We start from the raw sequence: 21,364 nt of genomic DNA on the forward strand, positions 1-21,364 counted from the left end.
TGTAATGAGACTAACTATGACGCTAATTCATCTGGTGGATGACGATCCTGATGTCACAGATGCTTGCCAATTCCTACTTGAAACCCTCGGCTATCATGTTGTCGTTTGGAATGACAGCGAACAATTTATTCAGCAAGCCAATCTTTTTGAAGAAGGTGTTGTATTGCTCGATATGCGTATGCCGAAACTGGATGGCCGCCAAGTTCATCAATTACTTAAAGAGCAACAAAGCACCTTAGCTGTGATTTTCCTCTCTGGCCATGGTGATATTCCTATGGCGGTAGAACAGGTCAAATTGGGTGCGGTTGATTTCTTACAAAAACCTATTGATAGCCAACAATTGGCAAAAACACTCGAACAAGCAAAAATTAAAACCATTCAAGCAACTGAAAGATATCTTATTCAGCAACGCTATCAAACACTAACGCCAAGAGAAAAAGAGATCTGCCAATACGTTTTACAAGGGCTGATCAATCGTGAAATTGCCGATGTGGCTTGCGTTTCAGTGCGTACAGTAGAAGTACATCGCTCACGGGTGATGGAAAAAATGGATGTGCGAAACATGGCTGAGTTAATCAGCACGTTACAAACAGCCAAATTATTGAATGAATAGTTTGTTATAATAAGATAACCATTGATTACTTTTTAGTATCCATTCAGTCATCAAAGGGTGACTGGTATCAGAGTATTAATGGCTGTTACAACAAATAGATAAATCAAAATATTAACCTGATTTTTGGAAAACAATGATACAAGCGCCAAAGTTTAATAAAAGTTTACTACATCCACGCTACTGGCTAACTTGGCTCGGGGTCGGCCTGCTTTACGTACTGATACTGCTGCCCTATCCGATGATATATTGGATCGGTACTCGTCTAGGCTTGCTATCAAAACGATTCTTAAAAAAACGAGCTCAAATTGCCGATCGCAATTTAGAATTATGTTTTCCTGAAATGAGCCTACAAGAACGCCAACGTTATATCGATAAAAATTTTGAATCTGTCGGTATGGGGCTTTTTGAGACGGGTATGGCATGGTTCTGGCCTGAATGGCGTATTCGCCGTTGGTGCCGAGTTGAAGGCCGTGAAAATATGCTAGCTGCGCAAGAAACGGGGCGCGGTATTATTGTATTAGGTATTCATTTCTTAACGTTAGAAATGGGAGGCCGTACATTTGGTATGCTCAACCCTGGTATCGGTGTGTATCGCCCTAATGACAATAAACTACTCGACTGGATACAAACACGCGGTCGTTTGCGTGCTAACAAATATATGCTCGATCGCAAAGATGTGAAAGGCATGGTCCGGGTTTTGAAACAAGGTGAAATTGTTTGGTATGCTCCCGACCACGATTACGGCCCACGTAACAGCTCATTTGCCCCTTTATTTGCCGTACCGAATGCAGCAACCACTAATGGTTCAGCCATTCTATTACGCTTAGCCAAGCCCTTAGTGGTGCCATTTACCCTTCGTCGTCTCCCCGCAGGTAAAGGCTACGAGCTGTTAATTCAACCCGCTGTTGATGATTTCCCAATTAAAGATGAAGTGGCTGTTGCCACTAAAATGAACAAAATCATCGAAACGGAAATTCTCAGGGCGCCTGAACAATATATGTGGCTACATAGGCGGTTTAAAACTCGTCCCAAAGGAGAACCCTCTTTGTATGGCGATTTAGATAAAATTCATCATTAATCACACATCACGGCTGTTAATCATCTAACAGCCGTGAGTTTTTTAAAATAAGTAAGGAGTCTATGTTAACCAAAAACAATTATTGGAAACGCAATCTGTATGTGGTGTGGTTTGGCTGTTTCTTAACGGGTGCCGCATTTAGCCTCATCATGCCTTTTCTTCCGCTTTATATCGAGGAGCTGGGAGTCACCGATCACAGTTCATTAAACCTGTGGACAGGCGCCGTTTTCAGTATTACGTTTTTGTTTTCCGCCATTGCTGCGCCATTTTGGGGGCGGCTCTCCGACCGCAAGGGAAGAAAGCTGATGTTGCTACGCTCTGCATTAGGCATGGCAATTGTGATGGTATTAATCGGCTTCGCACAAAATATTTGGCAATTACTTGCACTCAGGGCAATACTTGGTCTGCTAGGGGGTTTTGTTCCCAATGCCAATGCGTTAATTGCAACCCAAGTTCCGGTGAAGAAAAGCGGCTGGGCAATGGGTGTTTTAGCTACAGGTGCCGTCAGTGGTGCTCTTATTGGCCCATTAATAGGCGGACTGCTTGCCGATCAATATGGTTTACGCCCCGTATTCTTTATCACGGCAACGGTACTGTTTATCTGCTTTTTTGTGACGTTATTTTACGTCCGAGAACGTTTTACCCCTGTATCACGTAAAGATGCACTCAATACCAAACAAGTTTTTGCCTCACTAAAAAACAAAAATTTAGTCATCAGCTTGTTTTTCACTACCATGATCATTCAAGCTGCTATGGGGTCGATTAACCCTGTGATCACCCTCTACATCCGTGATCTATCCGATTCAATAGAGAATCTCGCCTTTATCAGTGGTGTCATTGCCTCGATACCCGGTATTGCAGCCTTACTCAGTGCGCCGCGATTAGGGAAACTCAGTGACCGCATAGGCCCTGAAAAAGTCCTCTTAGCCGTATTAGGGGCTTCCATATTTGTGTTGTTCCCGATGGGACTTGTCAGTAGCTATTGGGAGCTAGGTGCTTTACGTTTTTTACTTGGCGCACTCAATGCCGCATTACTGCCCGCGGTACAAACCTTAATTATCTATAATATATCCCATGAGGTAACAGGGCGAATTTTCAGCTACAACCAAGCATTGCGTGATGTCGGTAATGTTACTGGCCCGTTGATGGGTTCATTTGTCGCGGCAAGCTATGGTTTCCGAGCCGTTTTCTTTTTCACTGCGGCTTTAGTTTTATTCAACCTGATTTATTCATGGTATATGATCAAACGCCAAACACGCAGCAGCAAAACACCTTCTGTTTAATTTTTTGCATAAAAGCTGAAACGTTATTTTTCTATTTGTTCTTTATTCATTTCCCTCATTTATTGTAGGTATAACAGCATTTTATGCAAAAACAGCAAAAAACATAACTTAACATCATGTTTTTGAACGCTATGCTAGTTTTATAATCGACTCTTTTCATGTCAATAGAATTCCTGTATCTTCGCCTACCTTATCGTGAGAAATGCGATTGATATCGACTTTTCACCTTAAAAATACCATTTTCACCATAAACATATTCTGTTTATAAGTGTTTTTATAATAATGTATGTTAAAAATATGTTTACAGAATGACGTTAACATATCTATATATTTTGGCGCCTTCAACTTTCTAAGGCGTTTTTTCAAGCACAACCAAATCAAAAATAAATATCGGAGTTACAGATGAATACTTCTGCGACCAAAACAAAAACCTTCTTTGGGCATCCATACCCACTGAGCTCACTATTCCTGACTGAAATGTGGGAACGGTTCTCGTTTTATGGTGTGCGCCCACTGCTCATCCTGTTTATGAGCGCAGCACTACTGCAAGGCGGCATGGGCCTACCTATTGAGCAAGCATCCGCTATCGTCGGTATCTTTGCGGGTGGGGTTTATATCACATCACTACCCGGTGGCTGGTTAGCTGACAACTGGTTAGGGCAACGCAGAGCAGTTTGGTACGGCTCACTGATCATTGCACTCGGCCATTTATCGATTGCTATGTCTGCGTTTTGGAGTAATACCTTCTTTTTCGTTGGATTACTATTAATCGTTCTGGGTACAGGACTGTTTAAAACCTGTATTACCGTTATGGTAGGTACACTGTATAAGAAAGAAGATACACGTCGTGATGGCGGTTTCTCGCTGTTCTATATGGGTATCAACATGGGGTCATTTATCGCTCCGCTGATCATCGGTCCATTACATGAAAAATATGGCTGGCACCTAGGCTTTGGCCTCGGTGGTATCGGTATGTTAATTGCCCTGCTGGTTTTCCGTTTTTACGCTATTCCACAGATGCGCCGTTATGATAAAGAGGTTGGCTTAGATTCCACTTGGAACCGCCCAACGGTTGAACGTAAAAATGTTGGCAAATGGGTTACCGTTGCCATGGCACTACTTGCAGTACTGGTTATCTTAATTGATAACGGCACTATTCCATTTAATGCTTCCACTATCGCCAAAAGCTCTGCTTATATCATTGCAACCTGTGTTGCCATTTATTTTGTTTTCATGTTCTTCTTTGCAGGCCTTAACAGTAGCGAACGTTCTCGCCTACTCGCTTGTCTGATATTATTAATTGCAGCCGCATTCTTCTGGTCCGCGTTTGAGCAAAAACCGACCTCATTTAACATCTTTGCTCGTGACTATACTGACCGCCAAATGGGTTCATTCGAGATCCCAACAATTTGGTTCCAGTCGATTAACGCCCTGTTTATTATTCTATTAGCCCCTGTATTTAGCTGGTTCTGGCCTTCTCTTGCTAAGCGCAACCTAAACCCAAGCAGTATGACTAAGTTTGTAATTGGTATCCTATTTGCTGCGGGCGGTTTTGCGGTGATGATGATGGCAGCAAACCAAGTATTAGCGACTCAATCTGGTGTATCACCTTTCTGGCTAGTCTCCAGTATTCTGTTGCTGACGCTCGGTGAACTATGCTTAAGCCCTATTGGGCTCGCCACAATGACTTTATTGGCACCACAAAAAATGCGTGGCCAAGTCATGGGGCTATGGTTCTGTGCAAGTGCGTTAGGTAACCTTGCAGCAGGTATCATGGGAGGGAATATCAATAAAGAACAACTGAATTCAATGCCAGAGCTGTTCTCTCACGTTTCGATGGCATTAGTTATCTGTGCAATTGTGCTAGCTGCATTGATTATCCCTGTTAGAAAAATGCTGAAAAATGCTGATGCCAATGAAGCAAAAGCAAAATAACTTATAGCCGTTCTTGATACTCGAAATAATACAAGATGCAGCTAGGTGATCAGTGAATAAGTCGTTAGGAACATAGAAAACACGGTGACTAGCACGAATGCCCGCTATCACCATATACACTGCGAAGTATGACGAGTATATAACAACACCCGATACGCCATTGAGCCTATCGGGTGTTTTTTTATTTCGACGATTAACTATTATAAAGTATATACTTTCCTTCCCTACTTTCTTTTTTGGAACTCCATGATGAGTGGTATATCGCTTCCTGTTTACTATGTCGATGCTTTTACTAATCAACAATTCCGAGGTAACCCTGCCGCTATCGTATTATTAGAAGAGTGGCTTGCCGATGAGAAACTGATGGCGATCGCCGCAGAAATTAATCTCTCAGAAACCGCATTCTTAGTTGATGACCATATTCGTTGGTTTACCCCCAACCAAGAAGTTAAGTTGTGTGGTCATGCCACCCTCGCCTGTGCGTTTGTACTCCATCAATTTAAGCAGTTACCAATTACCCCTTTTACCTTCCAGTCCCTTTCGGGAGAATTAACCGTTTATAGAGATCAGCATGGTTTTACACTCGATTTCCCGCTTCTGGAAACCGAACAAGTTGCCGTCTCCGATTACCCTCAACTAGCTGAAATCTTAGGTGTTGAGATTGCTTCTTTGTGGCTCGCTAAAGATCGCTACATCTGTTTTTTAAATGATGCAACTCAAGTCGCTAACTGCCAACCTGATTTTCTGGCTATGGCAAAGCTACCCTTAGCAGGATTAACGATCACCGCTGCCAGCGATGAAAAAAATGCGGATTTTGTATCACGCTACTTTGCCCCCGCAAAAGGCGTCGATGAAGATCCCGTTACAGGCACATCACACTGTGCGATAGCGCCTCTTTGGGCTAAGCAATTAAATAAAACGCAATTAATAGGTAATCAAATATCTGCTCGTGGGGGCATGATGCGATGCTCTATTGAAGGTGAACGCGTTAAGTTAACCGGAGAGGCAACTCTGTTTTTGACTGGCTACATCCATCTTACATAATTCGAGGTGCCGCTAGGTGAAAAACGATGGCTTGGCTAACGGAGTGTCTTTGTAACTTGAACGATAACGAGCCTAGTCAGTGTAATTTTTTTGAAAGCGTATTACACTGACGGCCTATTGTTTTTTATTAAGGCTAAGGCAACATCATGCGTTCTGAAGTTGATGAACTCATCACCCAAAAAATCGAAAATTCGATTACCAGTGTCTCCAAAGTTATCTTTCCGACGACCACCAATCACCATGACACCTTGTTTGGCGGCACAGCGTTAGCATGGATGGACGAAGTTTCTTTTATCACAGCAACACGTTTTTCTCGTAAACGTTTAGTCACGGTTTCGACAGAAAAAATTAATTTCACTCACCCCATTCCCTCTGGAACGATTGTCGAACTGGTAGGCAAAGTCAGTCGTGTAGGTCGAACTAGTTTAACCGTGAATGTCTCTATTTTTTTAGAAAATATGTATTGTGAAGGGCGTGAAGAGGTGATCCACGGGCAATTTAATTTTGTGGCTGTTGATGATAACGGTAAACCAACCCCGCTGTTTGAACCGCAGTAACTATTATCTCATTGGGGTAAACAAAACAGTTTATCCCACATACTCTTTAGCATTCTGAATATATATTGATCCAAGTGCTTTTTTTACAGCACACGCTAATGATAGAATCCCCGCCCTTCGAGAACTCGATACGTGATAACAGCATGGCATCGCCATTGCTCTATTTGACTTAATCATTGTAAGTGCCATTGTGAAAATACTTTTTTCTATTTCTTTAACTACTGCAATACTTTCCGCTGTTTGGGCGTGGCTAGCAAACTCATTAGGATTAATTGGTTGGGCAGGCTTCTTAGGTTGTACCTCTTATTTTGCCTACCCAAAAGAAGGCTACAAAGGAGTATTAATTACGTTGTTGACGATTGCGAGCGGAGTTGTTTGGGGACTGGTCATGATCCACAGCAATAGCCTACTCGACAATATCCCTAATTTTGTTGAATACCTGATCACTGGCATTGTGGCCTTTATTATGTGTATTCAAGCTAAAAAGATATGGCTTTCTTATATACCCGGCACGTTTATTGGCGCCTGCGCCATCTTTGCTGCTCAGGGTGATTGGCCTGTGACTTTGTCATCGCTATTAATTGGCGTGTTATTTGGTTTCTCAATGAAAAAAAGCGGCTTATGGCTATCTGAGAAGCTGAAATAAACACTGGGGTTGTTGCCTTGAAATATTACTCAGCCATTTCAACTAGGATTGAGTCAATACAAACAACAACCCACCGCTTAAAATATAACTGCAAAAAATCACCCCGTCTGACTCATGGCAAGATTATTTATTACCTCTTTGTGACAGCATAGAATAAATCAAAATAAAACCATCATAATTAGAATACTTAATGCTGGCTTTTTTCTTATTTACCACCAATTTAAATATGGTTTAAACTTAAAAAGCAAAATATTTAGCAATATAATCAAATGGTTACTAATAATATCATTCTATAGTGATCAGAATCACATAATAATACATTACGTTCACCCCCACCTTCTCAACTAGCTATATTTACTTAGTCTTTAAACGATTACTAAACACGCTATTTTTAACTGGCTCATGGCGTAGCTAAGTCACAAGGCAGTGAGTAATTGGAGCACTAATCACACTTTAATCAGTGAAAAATGTAGCCGCAGTTCCTTAGCATTCGCTGCACCTTGAAGTATAACGAGTATATTAAGGAAACATTATGAGACATGGTGATATATCGAGTAGCCCTACTTCCGTCGGTGTTGCTGTAGTGAACTATAAAATTCCTCGCTTACATAGTCGTAAAGACGTCATTGAAAATGCGCAAAAAATATCAGATGTCATTACTGGCGTAAAAACAGGTTTACCGGGCCTCGACCTGATTATTTTTCCAGAATATAGCACCCAAGGGATCATGTATGACCATGAAGAAATGATGGAAACAGCGGCTACTGTTCCCGGTGATGAAACACAAATATTCTCTGCTGCCTGTAAAGCCAACAAAGTTTGGGGAGTCTTTTCCATTACAGGAGAGCAGCATGAAGATCATCCTTTAAAAGCACCTTATAACACACTGATTTTAATTGATGACAACGGCAATATTGTTCAAAAATATCGCAAAATCATCCCATGGTGTCCTGTTGAAGGCTGGTACCCCGGTGACAAAACCTATGTTTCAGAGGGGCCAAAAGGGTTAAAAATTAGCTTAATTATCTGTGATGATGGCAACTATCCTGAAATATGGCGCGACTGCGCAATGAAAGGCGCTGAACTGATCGTTCGCTGCCAAGGTTATATGTATCCCGCTAAAGAACAACAAATTTTGATGGCAAAAACCATGGCGTGGGCAAATAACTGTTATGTTGCTGTCGCGAATGGAACAGGCTTTGATGGCGTATATACCTACTTTGGACACTCTGCAATCATTGGCTTTGATGGTCGAACGCTTGGCGAATGTGGTGAAGAAGAGATGGGTATTCAATATGCTCAACTTTCTGTGACTGAAATTCGTGATGCACGCAAATATGACCAATCACAAAATCATCTCTTTAAGATTTTACATCGTGGCTATACAGGTATTTATAATTCAGGTGATGGTGATAAAGGGTTAGCTGAATGTCCATTTGAATTTTATCGCAGTTGGGTATTAGATGCAGAAAAAACGCGAGAGCAAGTGGAAACCATCACACGTGATACTGTTGGGGTTTCAGAATGCCAAGTTTATGATTTGCCTACCAGCGGAAATAAAACCAAAGATGTTGGTTAACACGAATTAATGAAAAGTAGTCACTCTTCATATATTAAAGAGTGACTACTAATATCGCTGTTATTTAGGAATAAACTATGCCTTTTATCAATGACATGTTGGCATCAAATCATCCCCCTCAAAAAAATAGCGGCACCCAGCCGTCACAACATGACTTAAAGGGATTCCGCTTTACTTTTGATCCTGATAACGTTATCCAATCGATAGAGAAACAGATTATTGGGCAAGATGATGTATTAAAACAATTGAAAGATGTGTTGTATTGTATTAAAGCCAATATATTTGATCCGGAGAGACCACTTAGCACCTTGCTATTTTTGGGGCCAACAGGTGTAGGTAAAACAGAAACCGTTATTGCTTTAGCAAAAGCGCTCAATAATGGCAAAAATTTATCTTGCCGTATTAACATGAATACCTTGTCCCAAGATCATTATGCCGCATCCCTATCCGGTGCTCCACCAGGCTATTCAGGCAGTAAAGAATCCTATTCTTTATTTGATAGCGATAAGATAGCTGGAAGTTATAGTACCCCTAGTATCGTCCTGTTTGATGAAATAGAGAAAGCGAGCAAAGAAGTGATTAGAACGTTGCTCAACATTCTTGATACTGGTGAACTGAGTCTCGCTAATGGGCAAAAAAATATTAATTTCAGAAATGCGATTATTATTATGACGTCTAATTTAGGCTCAAAAGATATTCTGAACGAGAAACGAACATTATTTGAACTTTTTAACTCAAAGTCTCAACAACAAAAAATGCTTAAGCAGCTTGAACAGCGCTTTGAGCCTGAATTTATTAATCGTATTGACCGGAAAATCAGTTTTAAGAAAATTGATTCCGAGCAGGCAATCAAAATTATCGACTTAGAATTATCAAAGCTCAATAAAAGGATCGCTCGGTCTTTTATGACCGTCGTATTAGATAATGCAGCAAAATTAAAAATAAATTCAATGTGTGATCGTCGTTATGGTGTCCGAGATATAAAGCGAGTGTTTAAAGTGCATATAGAGCCTTTAGTCGCCAACATAATCTTGAAGGGAAAACATAGTGAATACATCGAGTTTACCGTAAATGATAACCAATTGACCCTCAAGAGGTGATATATGGGCGGTATATTACTCATTTTTATCGGCAGTGTTTTAATTGTAAATGGTATCTCGATAATCAAAGGATATGATGATAAAGAAACGGGGATTTTTAATGGCATTATTGGCTTTTTCTGCCTCATTGGAAATATTGTATTAATGCTAAATGCCAAAGAAAGTGCTGACTATGTGGCCATTGCACAATCTATGTTATTTACGTTCACCTATATCTTTCTCAGCTTAGTAAAAATCTGTTCGTTATCGGGAAAATTATTTGGTTGGTATTGCTTATTTGTTTTCTTTAATGCTTTATTTTATGCTTATTATACAAATTCAGATCTTAGAATGGTTACATTATGGCTGCTATGGGCTGTGCTTTGGTTTTTATTTTTCTGCGTCTTTTCACTTAATAAAAAAATCAGATACTTAGGAAATTTAACCCTAATAATAGGTATTGCTACTTGCACTATTCCAGGGTTGATGATGGTGACCAATAATTGGTAATAACAATATGTCACTTAAAAAATCCAAGCTATATACACTTTAAATTAGTAGATATTTCATATGTTTTTCACAATAAAAAACACTTTTATAGTGTATTGTTACAATAGATAACTAAGTCTAACGACATTATATAAAAAAGCTTAAAACACATTGATATTCTATCTCTGTAGTCGTAGAGTATTTACAACAAAATAAGGTTGTTACTCGGTATATTAGCTACTGTTAACATCGCTATGCTTGTTAAAACATGATATTAATATATTTAATAAGTTATTTAAGGTGTAGTCATCATCCGTTAAAAGTGTACAGAGCAATGCTCTAAATAATTCATATTGGCAGCTAGGCAATAAGTAAATAAGCCGCTAGGAACGATAGGAGGCCATGTGAATGCACATAGTCACTATACCTTATCAAAAGAGCTGTAAATTGAAACGTGATGAAATTAAGTAAAAATACCAATACCAAGCGTATGTAACAATAAAACTAACCGGCTAATCGATGGACTCAATAAGATTTTAATATTGCTATGTATAAAATTTACTCATTAATTCTATTTTTTATCCTTTCTATTCATTCAAGCTTTGCGGCCGTATCAAACGAAACCCTTAAATTGATTGAAAAAGAAGCGCAAAAAGGGGATATCAAAGCCCAAGTTATGTTGGGTATTGGTTATTATCTTGGTAATGAAGTAAAGCAAGACTACCCTAAAGCCAAAAAATGGCTAACTATGGCATCAAATAAAGGAAACTCAGATGCGCAGCTATTTTTAGGTGATATGTACTTGAATGGCCATGGTGTTGAGCCCAATATCGAAACGGCTATCCAATGGTTTGAAAAATCCGCAACACAAGGTAATGCTGAGGCTCAAAACTATATGGGACAGATATATTACCAAGGTATTGGTGTTAAACAAAACTACATTGTGGCATTCGATTGGTTTAAAAAATCAGCAGATAAAAAATATCCACCAGCGCAATATCAAGTAGGTAAAATGTATGAAAACGGTGAAGGCACTGAGTTAAGTGATAAATCAGCGGCCGAATACCTCGACAAAGCCTGCAAAGGTGGCCTAAAGGAAGCTTGTAAAAAATAATTGTGATGATGACCACTGTGATTACCATGATCACGGTGGTTATATCTGTTCCATTCTCCCCTCATAATCCGTTTCTTTTTTACTTTTTATAAACACTCATTATATTGAAAATACTAATGATTAATTTCAATATACAATGAAATGTTCTAAACTTATATACTCTAAATAATTCAAATTGCAGGTAGGCGACAAGTGAAGATAGACGGGGAGCATAGATGAACTATGTGACTCGGTAAGCTGAGCGTAGTCAACACCCCTGCAACTTGAAGTATGACGAGTATAAAATAAAAGACAAAAAAGAGGATGTATGTACAAAACTATTTTAGTTCCGATTGATGTAACCGAAGATGCCTTGACGGACCTCGTTATCCCTCACGTTGAAGCCATCCAAAAATTAAACAATGCAAACGTTCATTTTCTTGCCGTTACAGCACCCATTTCAAACTATCTACGTTACGGTGGCACCATACTACCAGGCGACTTCCCTGATGATGAAAAACAAGCTGAGATCATCCTTAACGAGTTAAAAGAGAAAGTAAAACGCTTCTCACTCCCCGCTGATAAAATTCACGTGACCTCTTCAGTCGGTTCAGTTAAAGATGAAATTTTAGCTATTGCAGAAGAAATTAGCGCTGACATCATCTTAATTGGCTCTCGCCATCCAAGTATGTCGACCTATCTACTGGGATCAAATGCGGCTTCAGTCGTACGTTATGCCAAAACATCGGTTTTAGTGATCCGTTAATCCTCTACATATAATTTCATATGCAGCTAAGCAATAAGTTAATGCAATGATTAGAGCGTACATCAATATGTTATAGAGCATGAGTAAATATGCTATCTATGACTTTACGAAAGATACTGCAACTTAAACAGTCAGCGGCATAGCTAAAAATAGTCTCTTTAGCGGAATTATCAGTCATTTAACTTTTTGCGATCATCTTAAAACGAACAAATCGAGAGATAATAAATACACACAATTTATAAGACTATTACATAAGATTATAGGTTAGATTAGAGACTCATAAACATTTTCGTGGCTTTCACGCCCTGCTATCTAGCAGGGTTTTTTCTGACTTTTAGGTACTTTTTTCCTGAAGTTCCCATCATACTACCTCAAGTTGTCTATGTGCCTCCCTGTATACTAACAATGAAAAGCCCGCCAATTACTCAGGCGGGCTAACAACTACATTTAAAACCACTTATTGCTCTAGCGCGGACTTCATCACCTTTTGGAAATCTTCCCAAGAACAATAACCATTTTTATCAATTGGGCAATTTTTCATTTCTAAAGTGACGTGTTTTGGCGGTGTCTCTAATGAGAGATAGCTATTATTTCTTAGCTGATCTGCGGTTTGATACACATATTCCACCTTAACATAATCTTTTTTATCACTCTTATCATGCCAACGTTGGAACACTAATTTACCGCCAATTGGTGTGTGTTCATATTGTTCCGCTAATTGATAAGGTTTGAAATCCATAGCCGATAATAACGATGCAATATTCGAATCATGGCCTACTAACATAATAAACTTAGCTGTTTCACCTTTACTCGCGGAAGTAAAACCTTTATTGATATAATTTAATAAAGGGTGAGCGACATTCTTAGCAATTAATTTTGGCGTAAATAACGTTTCCTGATAGCCATTTTTTAACGTATTAAGCTTCTTCCACTTATCAGCGCTATTAACAAGTCCCCAAGCCACTTGATCCGCTGGAAAACCTTCATAGTACTGTAAATCAATGGCATCAACAGCAGAGTTCGCAATTTTAAGTGAGCCCACTACCCCTGGCTCTTTATCCGCTTCAATAATAAAACTGTTATCCTGTGATGAGAGCTCACATAACTTATCAGCCTTACATTTCTGTGAATCTTTAATATTGAGAACAGTATCTAACTCATCATAACCCGGTTTAAGATCAAGTCCTTTTAAATGCTCAGCCATTGCAGCAAGTGCTTTTTGCTTAAATTCAGGGCTATCATTAGTAATAATTGGGTTAAATACAGGATCCATCTTACCTATTTCAGGTTGATGATGAATTTTTACTGCACAGCCCGGAAATGCACCTGCGGTAAAGAATTGAGCGGTGGCAATCGTTCTTTGCAAACTATTAGTATAAACAAACAGATCTTCATTATCTGTTGGGCAAAGTTCATCAGAGACAAGTTTATTTTGATCAATCCACTCTCTGAAATAGTGTCCCATATACACTTCAAGTGCACCGCCTTTAGTCGTTAAATAGCCACTTTGCGCATCCCAAGCAGGCCACTTTTTATCTGTGACTTCAGTCAAAATACCTGTATTAACAATTGGTGTCCGTAAATTATGACGACTTAATAATAAGACTTGTTCGAGTTGCATATTTTCAGCATTATCTGTACTTGCCAGAACGGGTGCTATCGGTGCTGATAATGCGGCGGATAAACAAAATGTTAAAACCTTATATTTCATCGAGATACCCCTACCATTTTAATATTTTTACAGTTATTCAATATCAGCAACTCTCTGAGAAAAATAACCAATAGAGTCGATACAGTGATAAATATGTCATCCTCTTATCATGAAGTAACTCACTTTTTTTTCTGCGATTAATATCTCAAAAATAGACTTATCAATGTATTAACATCTAATATGCCTATTTATAAATGAGGTTATTGTTACGAAGTGAGCCTGCTATTGACATTAATTAGAGACGCTTTAAGATGTTTTTTCAATTAACAAAAGAATAAAATTACGTGAAAATCTTACCCGCAATACCCTCTCAGTATCATGAAATTATTGATGTTTGGGAATCATCAGTCAGAGCAACACACGACTTCTTGCCTGAAAAAATACTACAACAATTAAAAGTCGCTATCCTTGAACAATATTTGCCACATCTTACAGTCTATGTTGCTCTCAATAATAATCGCATCGATGGCTTTTTAGGTGTTGATGGCAATAAGCTTGAAATGTTATTTATATCTCAGGCTAATCGCGGCAAAGGAACAGGTAAACAATTACTGAATTTCGCCATTAAAGAACTAGGTATCACTGAAGTTGATGTGAATGAACAAAATCCTCAAGCAGTTGGTTTCTATCAATATATGGGGTTTAAACAATTCGCTCGCTCTGAAAAAGACGGTGAGGGTAATCCTTTTCCAATCCTACATCTAAGACTAAATCCATCAATAAAATGAGGAGCACCATGTCAATTATTGAATTAGAAACACCTCGCCTGCGATTACGGGGCTGGACAGAACAAGACAAGCCTGCTTTTTTTAAAATGAACAGCTCTACAGAGGTGATGCGCTATTTCCCTTCTGTATTAGATAAAGCGCAAAGCGATCACCTAATGTCACAAATAATGGCAAGGTTCGATTCGCAAGGTGGATGGGGTTTATGGGCTGTTGAATTAAAATTAACGGGTGAATTAATTGGATTTGTTGGGCTAAATATTCCTAGATATCTGTTTCCTTTCTCACCTTGTACTGAAATTGGCTGGCGATTGCGCGCCGAATATTGGCGTCAAGGCTATACAACCGAAGCCGCTCAAGTTGTGATCAAATTTGCCTTTGAACAGCTAAAACTGAAAGAATTAGTCGCTTTTACTGCTGTGTCCAATACCCCTTCAGAGGCTGTGATGAAAAAATTGGGGATGCATAAAGACGCAGAACATTTTAATCACCCAGCACTTCCGGAAGGTCATTGGCTGAGTGAACATGTGTTATATCGGCTACAGAATCCTGAAATAGAGAGCTAATGTAGCTCCCTAAAGGTATTTATCTTTGGTAGTCGATGGTCATTCAAATTAAAGCCATTTTAGATAACCTTATTGGCAGATATCAATCCAAACTCCTTTGGTGAGTTCTAATATACGCTGTGGTGAAATCCGCAACGCACTATTCACTGAGCCAGCTGCCGGCAATACTTCGCTATATTGTTGTAACGATACATCGCAATATACAGGTAATGCTTCTGGTAGCCCAAAAGGGCAAACCCCACCTACTGGATGACTCGTCAACTCAACGACTTCATCCGCTCTTAGCATCCTTGCTTTAGCCCCGAGAGCTTGCTTAACTTTTTGATTATCTAGCCTTGCTTCCCCAGCGCAAACCACCAGCACAACCTCATTTTTGACTTTTAAGGATAAGGTTTTCGCGATTTGATTTGGTTCAACATTATGGACAATCGCCGCCTGTTCAACTGTTGCAGTCACACCATCTGTTTCAAGAATTTCAATATCAGGGGCATGTTCGGCAATAAATTTTCTAACGGATTCAATACTCATCGTGATGCTCTTTCATTATGATTTGCAAGTAACTATTAGTTTTAGCTTACCTCCCGTCTTTTTTGTATTGAAAAAATTTCAAATAGCACCAAATCATCAAATTAAATAAAAAACCCCCAGTAATTGATTGTCCAACTATTGGGGGTCACTTCATTTTGACAGCAATGGCTTTATATCTCTCAGTTTAATTCCTAAGATTTATTCTTTTGCGTTTCAGCTTTTGCTTCTTTGGCTTCAACTTCACGGTACCAACGCGGGTGGTGTTTTTTCGCCCAACGGCGACTCACTTTTCCTTCGATCATGCCGTTAATAGAACCTTTTACCCAAAATGCCATATACATATGGATCAATATCGCATGGATTAAAATAATTGCAGCAGCAGCATGGATCAATAAACTCCAACGCACTAACCACATAGGGAATAGATGGGCAAAATAAGGACGCCAGATAATGATCCCTGTCGCCAACAGAACAAAAATCATGCTCATTATGCTCCAAAACATCATTTTTTGCCCTGCGTTGTATTTCCCCACATCAGCCACATGGTGTTCATTGCCTTTTAACACTTCAACAATGTTTTTAATCCAAGGTAGATCTTGCTTGTCTGGAATATTATGTTTAACAAAACGAAAAAACATAAACATCAGCACAACAAAGATCAGCACACCAAAAAATGGATGAAGAATACGCCCCATTTGCGGTGTACCAAAGGTTTCAGTCAACCATTTTAATGTCGGGAAGAATAACGCTATCCCTGACAAAGCCACTAAAAAGAAGCTGATGACCACTGTCCAGTGACATGCACGGTCAATGAATTTTGTCCGAACAATCATTTTGCTCTTTTTACTCATGATCGTCTTTCTCCTCTTCATCATCCACTTCTTTATTTGGCCCAATTCCTACATAGTGGAAAATTAGACCGGCAAAAGTGGCAATAAAGCCTACCACTGAAAGTGGCTTGAGAACCCCTTTCCAAAGGTTAATCGGTGTATCTATTTGAGGATCTTTTGGTAATCCATGATAGAGCTGAGGGTTGTCCGCATGTTGTAACACGTACATAACGTGTGTGCCGCCAACGCCTTGTGGATCGTAGATCCCCGCATTACTAAAGCCTCGCTTCTGAAGCTTAGTGACGCGTTCATCTGCATACTCCAACATCTCTTTCTTCGTACCAAAATGAATGGCGCCTGTTGGGCAAGTTTTCACACACGCAGGCTCTTGCCCTACCGCGACTCTATCCACACATAAGGTGCATTTATACACTCGATTATCTTTCGGATTCAGCCGTGGAATATTAAATGGACAACCCGCAATGCAGTAGCCACAGCCAATACAATGTTCAGATTGGAAATCCACAATCCCATTGGCGTACTGAATAATGGCACCCGCGGAAGGACAGGCTTTTAAGCATCCAGGATCACTACAATGCATACAGCCATCTTTGCGGATCAGCCATTCGAGCTTACCGTTTTCAGTGGTTTCACTAAATCGCATCACGGTCCATGATTTGGCACTCAAATCCATTGGGTTGTCATAAACCCCAACACAATGACCTACTTCATCACGAATATCGTTCCACTCTGAACAAGCAACCTGACAGGCTTTGCAGCCAATACAGGATGTCACATCAATCAGTTTTGCAACTTCAAACTTGTCATCACGCACCTGTGGCGGAGGCGTAATACTGTTGGTCGCGGAACGTTTAATAATGTCTTGAGATTGCATTTGTTCCCTCCCTTACGCCTTCTCGATATTAACTAAAAACGCTTTATACTCAGGTGTTTGAGAGTTTGCGTCGCCGACTGATGGTGTTAACGTATTGGTAATAAAACCTTTTTGTGTTACACCTTCAAAGCCCCAGTGGATCGGTAAGCCAACCGTTTCAATCGGTTTACCATCGACCATCAAGGTTTGTAGTCGTTGAGTCACCACGGCAACCGCTTTTATAAAACCACGTTTGCTGCTCACTTTAACTTTGTCACCGTTGGCTATTCCTTTTGCCTTCGCTAACGTCTCACTGATTTCCACAAATTGTTCAGGTTGCACAATCGCATTTAAACGCGCGTGCTTAGTCCATGTATGGAAATGCTCAGTTAAGCGATAGGTGGTGCCGACATAAGGGAACTGTTCGTGATTTCCAAGGCGTTGTTTGTCCTCCTCAAAAATCCGTGCCGCTGGGTTTGAAATCACATTAGGATGTAATGGATTGGTGCCCAGTGGTGTTTCAAAAGGCTCATAGTGCTCAGGGAACGGCCCTTCTGCCATTTTATCAATCGCAAATAAACGCCCTAGACCTTCTGGCTGCATAATAAATGGCGCTGTCCCGACTTCAGGCGCAGAGGTATTAAAATCAGGAATATCATTACCGACCCATTTTTTACCATTCCATTCAATTAAGGTGCGTTTTTTATCCCACGGTCTACCTTGAGTATCACAAGATGCACGGTTATAAATGACACGTCGGTTTAGCGGCCATGCCCATGCCCAACCTAATGTATTACCGATGCCTGATGGATCGCTGTTATCACGATTTGCCATCTGGTTGCCTTTTTCTGTCCAACTGCCGGTATAGATCCAGCAAGACGAAGCCGTAGAGCCGTCATCGCGTAATAGCGCAAATGAACTGAGTAATTCACCTTTTTTGGCTTGCAAGTTGCCATCAGCATCATACAAATCGACCAATGCAACACCATTGTTCTCTTTCGCGACTTCTTCTGATTCAGGGTGGAATTGGCGTTTGTAGTTCCAACGCATTTGCATTAATGGATCACGGCCTTTGCCCCCCTCTTGCTCATACAGCTCACGAATTTTGTATAAAATACCTGTGAGTATTTGCCCATCATTACGTGCTTCTCCGGGTGCATCCGCAGCTTGCCAGTGCCACTGTAACCAACGGCCTGAGTTAGCGATCGAACCATCTTCTTCAGCAAAACACGTCGATGGCAAACGGAAAACTTCAGTTTGAATAGCAGCAGGATCTACATCATTCATTTCACCGTGGTTTTGCCAGAAGTTTGCGGTCTCGGTTACCAACGGATCAACAACCACTAGGTATTTCAGTTTACTTAAACAACTGACAACTTTGTTTTTATCAGGGAATGAAGCAACTGGGTTAAATCCTTGACAAATATAGCCATTGACTTGATCTTTACTCATCATGTCAAAGTACTTCATCACGTCATAAGCCTGATCCCACTTAGGTAACCAGTCATAACCCCATTGGTTATCTTTTTGAGCCGCATCACCGTAGAAAGACTTCATCAAGCTGACAAAGAATTTTGGATAATTGCTCCAATAGTTAACTTGATTAGGTAACGTCGCTTTCGGTGTGTTTGCTGCCAAATAGCTGTCGACAGAAGTCAATTTTTCAGAAGGCAAGGTTAAATAACCCGGCAAGCTGGTGGATAACAGACCTAAATCGGTTAAACCTTGAATATTTGAGTGACCACGTAATGCGTTAACGCCTCCGCCCGCCATGCCCATATTACCTAACAATAATTGGATCATTGCCATAGTACGGATGTTTTGAGCACCAACAGTATGTTGCGTCCAGCCTAATGCATACAAGAAAGTGGTCGTTCTATCTGCTGTACTGGTTGATGCCAAAATCTCACAGACATTTAAAAAGTCATCTTTTGGCGTACCACAGATTTGCTCTACAATTTCAGGTGTATAACGCGAAACGTGTTGTTTGAGTAAGTTCCAAACACAGCGAGGATGTTGCAAGCTATCATCACGTAATGCATAACCGTTTTCATCAAATTGATAGTTCCAAGTCGTTTTATCATAAGCGCGTTTTTCTGCGTTATAACCACTAAATAAACCATCATCAAAGCTGAAATCATCCCTAACCAACAATGCTGCGTTAGTATAGTGTTGAACATACTCGGCATTGATTTTGTTGTTTTCAATCAGGTACAGCAAAACGCCTGACAAGAAGGTGATGTCAGTACCAGAACGAATAGGAACATAATGATCAGCAACTGATGCCGTGCGCGTAAAGCGTGGATCGATCACAATTAAGGTTGCGTCATTATTGTTTTTCGCTTCTATCGCCCAGCGGAACCCAACAGGGTGTGCTTCCGCAGCGTTTCCGCCCATGACAATAATCACATCGGCATTTTTAATATCAACCCAGTGGTTGGTCATCGCACCGCGACCAAATGTTGGAGCAAGACTTGCTACCGTTGGTCCGTGTCAGACACGCGCTTGGTTATCAACTGCCAGCATCCCCAGTGATCTGGCAAATTTCTGGGTTAGCATACCGGTTTCATTGCTCGCCGCTGATGCACACAGCATCCCTGTGGAGAGCCAACGATTAACCGTGGTTCCTTGATCGTTTGTTTCAATAAAGTTGGCATCGCGGTCATCTTTCATCAATCTAGCGATGCGAGTAAATGCGTCATCCCAACTGATACGTTGCCATTTATCAGAGCCCGGTGCACGATATTCAGGATAGCGTAAGCGATTTTCACTATGGATATAGTCAAGTAAACCAGCGCCTTTCGGACACAGTGCACCTCGGTTGACTGGGTGATCAGGATCACCCTCAACATGGAAGATAGCCGATTTAGCATTCATGGCACCATCGCCCATGCTATAAATTAATAATCCACATCCTACAGAACAGTAAGTACAAGTATTACGAGTCTCTTTAGACCGAAGTAATTTATATTCACGTACATTGGCCATTGCCGTTGCAGGCATAAAACCTAACGCAGCTACAGTAGTACCTGCCATCCCGCCGGCACAGATTTTAAAAAACTTTCTGCGACTGACGTTCATTGCTTCCCTCTTTATATTTGTTTTATATACTCTAAATAATTCGAGGTGCAGATAAGCGACAAGCAAAGATAGATGGGAAATAAAATAAATAATGAAACCCACCTAGCGGAGCGTCGTCAAAACCCTGCAATTAGAAGTATAACGAGTATAAATCGGTCGCAGAATATCAGCGCATGATAATAATATATTGCCTAAAATCAATGAAGGTGAAAATAAATAGTAAATTAATATTATTTGAGTAGTTAATTTTCTTTTTAAAATACCACCAACTAGGTAATATTTCTCATTATTGATACAGATCAATCCACCATAAATTTATAAAACACAAAATAGGAATTAAAATCAAAAAATAGAATTTAGCTTAATTTATAAATAATCATTCCTAAGCTTAACTAAAAAGAAATAATAATATTATAATTATATTTTATACGTATATTAAATAATTTGAGATAAGGCTGAGCGATAAACATTTATAGTACTGTGCATATATAAGTATGTCGTCAGCCGCAAACAATCCCTACCACCATAAAAAATTATAAATTCATAGTGTTAGCTACTTCCAACCACTAATAATAATACCTGCGCCAATAAATACTACGATGGCACCGAGCCAATCGGTTGTGGTTAATGATACGCCATCAACAACACGTAGCCATATCAATGCCGTTGCGATATAAATTCCACCATAAGTTGCATAAATACGGCCGCTTGCCTCTGGGTGCAATGTCAGCAACCAAACAAATATGATTAAACATAATGCAGCGGGCAATAATAACCATATTCCTCCCTGCTTTTTCATCCATAAGTAAGGGAAATAACATCCCGCTATTTCAGCCAATGCAGTTAAGAAAAATAAACCAATAATCTTTAATGACATAAATTTACCC

General features: G+C 40.0%; 20 protein-coding genes. 14 read left to right on the forward strand and 6 right to left on the reverse strand.

Going from position 1 to position 21,364, the window contains the following annotated elements; all coding sequences use genetic code 11:
- Nucleotides 1-16: 16 nt before the first annotated feature.
- The 12 genes from ttrR to JI723_RS13330 all read left to right on the forward strand — a co-directional run bounded on the left by ttrR (nucleotide 17) and on the right by JI723_RS13330 (nucleotide 12,162).
- Entirely contained in the window at nucleotides 17-613 is a 597-nt protein-coding gene (gene ttrR, locus JI723_RS13275) for a tetrathionate respiration response regulator TtrR (RefSeq protein WP_070924818.1), read from the forward strand.
- A 133-nt stretch (nucleotides 614-746) separates the two neighbouring features.
- A complete protein-coding gene (locus tag JI723_RS13280; protein WP_272580869.1) occupies nucleotides 747-1,691 on the forward strand; it encodes a Kdo(2)-lipid IV(A) acyltransferase in 945 nt (314 codons plus the stop codon).
- 62 nt (nucleotides 1,692-1,753) lie between these two features.
- Nucleotides 1,754-2,974 (forward strand): multidrug efflux MFS transporter MdtG, encoded by a 1,221-nt coding sequence (mdtG, locus tag JI723_RS13285; protein WP_140182589.1) that lies wholly within the window; start codon nucleotides 1,754-1,756, stop codon nucleotides 2,972-2,974.
- 402 nt (nucleotides 2,975-3,376) lie between these two features.
- A complete protein-coding gene (locus tag JI723_RS13290; protein WP_070924821.1) occupies nucleotides 3,377-4,909 on the forward strand; it encodes a peptide MFS transporter in 1,533 nt (510 codons plus the stop codon).
- A gap of 249 nt (nucleotides 4,910-5,158) precedes the next feature.
- A complete protein-coding gene (locus tag JI723_RS13295) occupies nucleotides 5,159-5,953 on the forward strand; it encodes a PhzF family phenazine biosynthesis protein (RefSeq protein WP_272580965.1) in 795 nt (264 codons plus the stop codon).
- Nucleotides 5,954-6,099: 146 nt separating this feature from the next.
- Nucleotides 6,100-6,510, forward strand: a complete 411-nt coding sequence (locus JI723_RS13300; RefSeq protein WP_070924823.1) for an acyl-CoA thioesterase — start codon at nucleotides 6,100-6,102, stop codon at nucleotides 6,508-6,510.
- Nucleotides 6,511-6,700: 190 nt separating this feature from the next.
- A complete protein-coding gene (locus tag JI723_RS13305; protein WP_337979449.1) occupies nucleotides 6,701-7,156 on the forward strand; it encodes a DUF1097 domain-containing protein in 456 nt (151 codons plus the stop codon).
- 532 nt (nucleotides 7,157-7,688) lie between these two features.
- Nucleotides 7,689-8,735, forward strand: a complete 1,047-nt coding sequence (locus tag JI723_RS13310) for an aliphatic amidase (RefSeq protein ID WP_272580871.1) — start codon at nucleotides 7,689-7,691, stop codon at nucleotides 8,733-8,735.
- Between the two features lie 77 nt (nucleotides 8,736-8,812).
- Entirely contained in the window at nucleotides 8,813-9,835 is a 1,023-nt protein-coding gene (locus JI723_RS13315) for an AAA family ATPase (RefSeq protein WP_337979450.1), read from the forward strand.
- A 3-nt stretch (nucleotides 9,836-9,838) separates the two neighbouring features.
- Nucleotides 9,839-10,324 carry an AmiS/UreI family transporter gene (locus JI723_RS13320; RefSeq protein ID WP_140182595.1) on the forward strand — a complete coding sequence of 162 codons (486 nt, stop codon included), beginning with the start codon at nucleotides 9,839-9,841 and terminating at the stop codon, nucleotides 10,322-10,324.
- 526 nt (nucleotides 10,325-10,850) lie between these two features.
- The gene (locus tag JI723_RS13325) at nucleotides 10,851-11,417 is read left to right on the forward strand and encodes a tetratricopeptide repeat protein (protein ID WP_070924826.1); all 567 of its coding nucleotides are present in this window, start codon (nucleotides 10,851-10,853) and stop codon (nucleotides 11,415-11,417) included.
- A gap of 307 nt (nucleotides 11,418-11,724) precedes the next feature.
- A complete protein-coding gene (locus tag JI723_RS13330; RefSeq protein ID WP_272580874.1) occupies nucleotides 11,725-12,162 on the forward strand; it encodes a universal stress protein in 438 nt (145 codons plus the stop codon).
- Nucleotides 12,163-12,619: 457 nt separating this feature from the next.
- On the opposite strand, the gene agp is transcribed toward JI723_RS13330, so the two are convergent.
- Nucleotides 12,620-13,873 (reverse strand): bifunctional glucose-1-phosphatase/inositol phosphatase, encoded by a 1,254-nt coding sequence (agp, locus tag JI723_RS13335; RefSeq protein ID WP_070924828.1) that lies wholly within the window; start codon nucleotides 13,871-13,873, stop codon nucleotides 12,620-12,622.
- Between the two features lie 284 nt (nucleotides 13,874-14,157).
- Between agp and JI723_RS13340 the strand changes: the two genes are divergently transcribed.
- Nucleotides 14,158-14,601 carry a GNAT family N-acetyltransferase gene (locus JI723_RS13340; protein WP_070924829.1) on the forward strand — a complete coding sequence of 148 codons (444 nt, stop codon included), beginning with the start codon at nucleotides 14,158-14,160 and terminating at the stop codon, nucleotides 14,599-14,601.
- Between the two features lie 8 nt (nucleotides 14,602-14,609).
- Nucleotides 14,610-15,164, forward strand: a complete 555-nt coding sequence (locus JI723_RS13345; protein WP_180355078.1) for a GNAT family N-acetyltransferase — start codon at nucleotides 14,610-14,612, stop codon at nucleotides 15,162-15,164.
- Nucleotides 15,165-15,233: 69 nt separating this feature from the next.
- Here JI723_RS13345 and JI723_RS13350 read toward each other — a convergent pair whose 3' ends face one another.
- From JI723_RS13350 to JI723_RS13370, 5 genes are all read right to left on the reverse strand, one after another.
- Nucleotides 15,234-15,692: a YbaK/EbsC family protein gene (locus tag JI723_RS13350; protein WP_070924830.1), complete on the reverse strand. Its 459-nt coding sequence runs from the start codon at nucleotides 15,690-15,692 to the stop codon at nucleotides 15,234-15,236.
- 191 nt (nucleotides 15,693-15,883) lie between these two features.
- Nucleotides 15,884-16,543, reverse strand: a complete 660-nt coding sequence (fdnI, locus tag JI723_RS13355) for a formate dehydrogenase-N subunit gamma (protein ID WP_140182599.1) — start codon at nucleotides 16,541-16,543, stop codon at nucleotides 15,884-15,886.
- The gene (gene fdxH, locus JI723_RS13360; protein WP_272580875.1) at nucleotides 16,536-17,417 is read right to left on the reverse strand and encodes a formate dehydrogenase subunit beta; all 882 of its coding nucleotides are present in this window, start codon (nucleotides 17,415-17,417) and stop codon (nucleotides 16,536-16,538) included. Before fdxH ends, fdnI begins: the two co-directional genes overlap by 8 nt.
- Before the next feature lie 12 nt (nucleotides 17,418-17,429).
- Nucleotides 17,430-20,477 (reverse strand): formate dehydrogenase-N subunit alpha, encoded by a 3,048-nt coding sequence (gene fdnG, locus JI723_RS13365; protein ID WP_272580876.1) that lies wholly within the window; start codon nucleotides 20,475-20,477, stop codon nucleotides 17,430-17,432.
- 553 nt (nucleotides 20,478-21,030) lie between these two features.
- On the reverse strand, nucleotides 21,031-21,354 hold the full coding sequence (locus JI723_RS13370) for a YnfA family protein (RefSeq protein WP_272580877.1): 324 nt from the start codon (nucleotides 21,352-21,354) through the stop codon (nucleotides 21,031-21,033).
- Nucleotides 21,355-21,364 lie beyond the last annotated feature (10 nt).

Origin of the sequence: Providencia manganoxydans (assembly GCF_016618195.1) — a bacterium.
GTDB lineage: Bacteria > Pseudomonadota > Gammaproteobacteria > Enterobacterales > Enterobacteriaceae > Providencia > Providencia manganoxydans.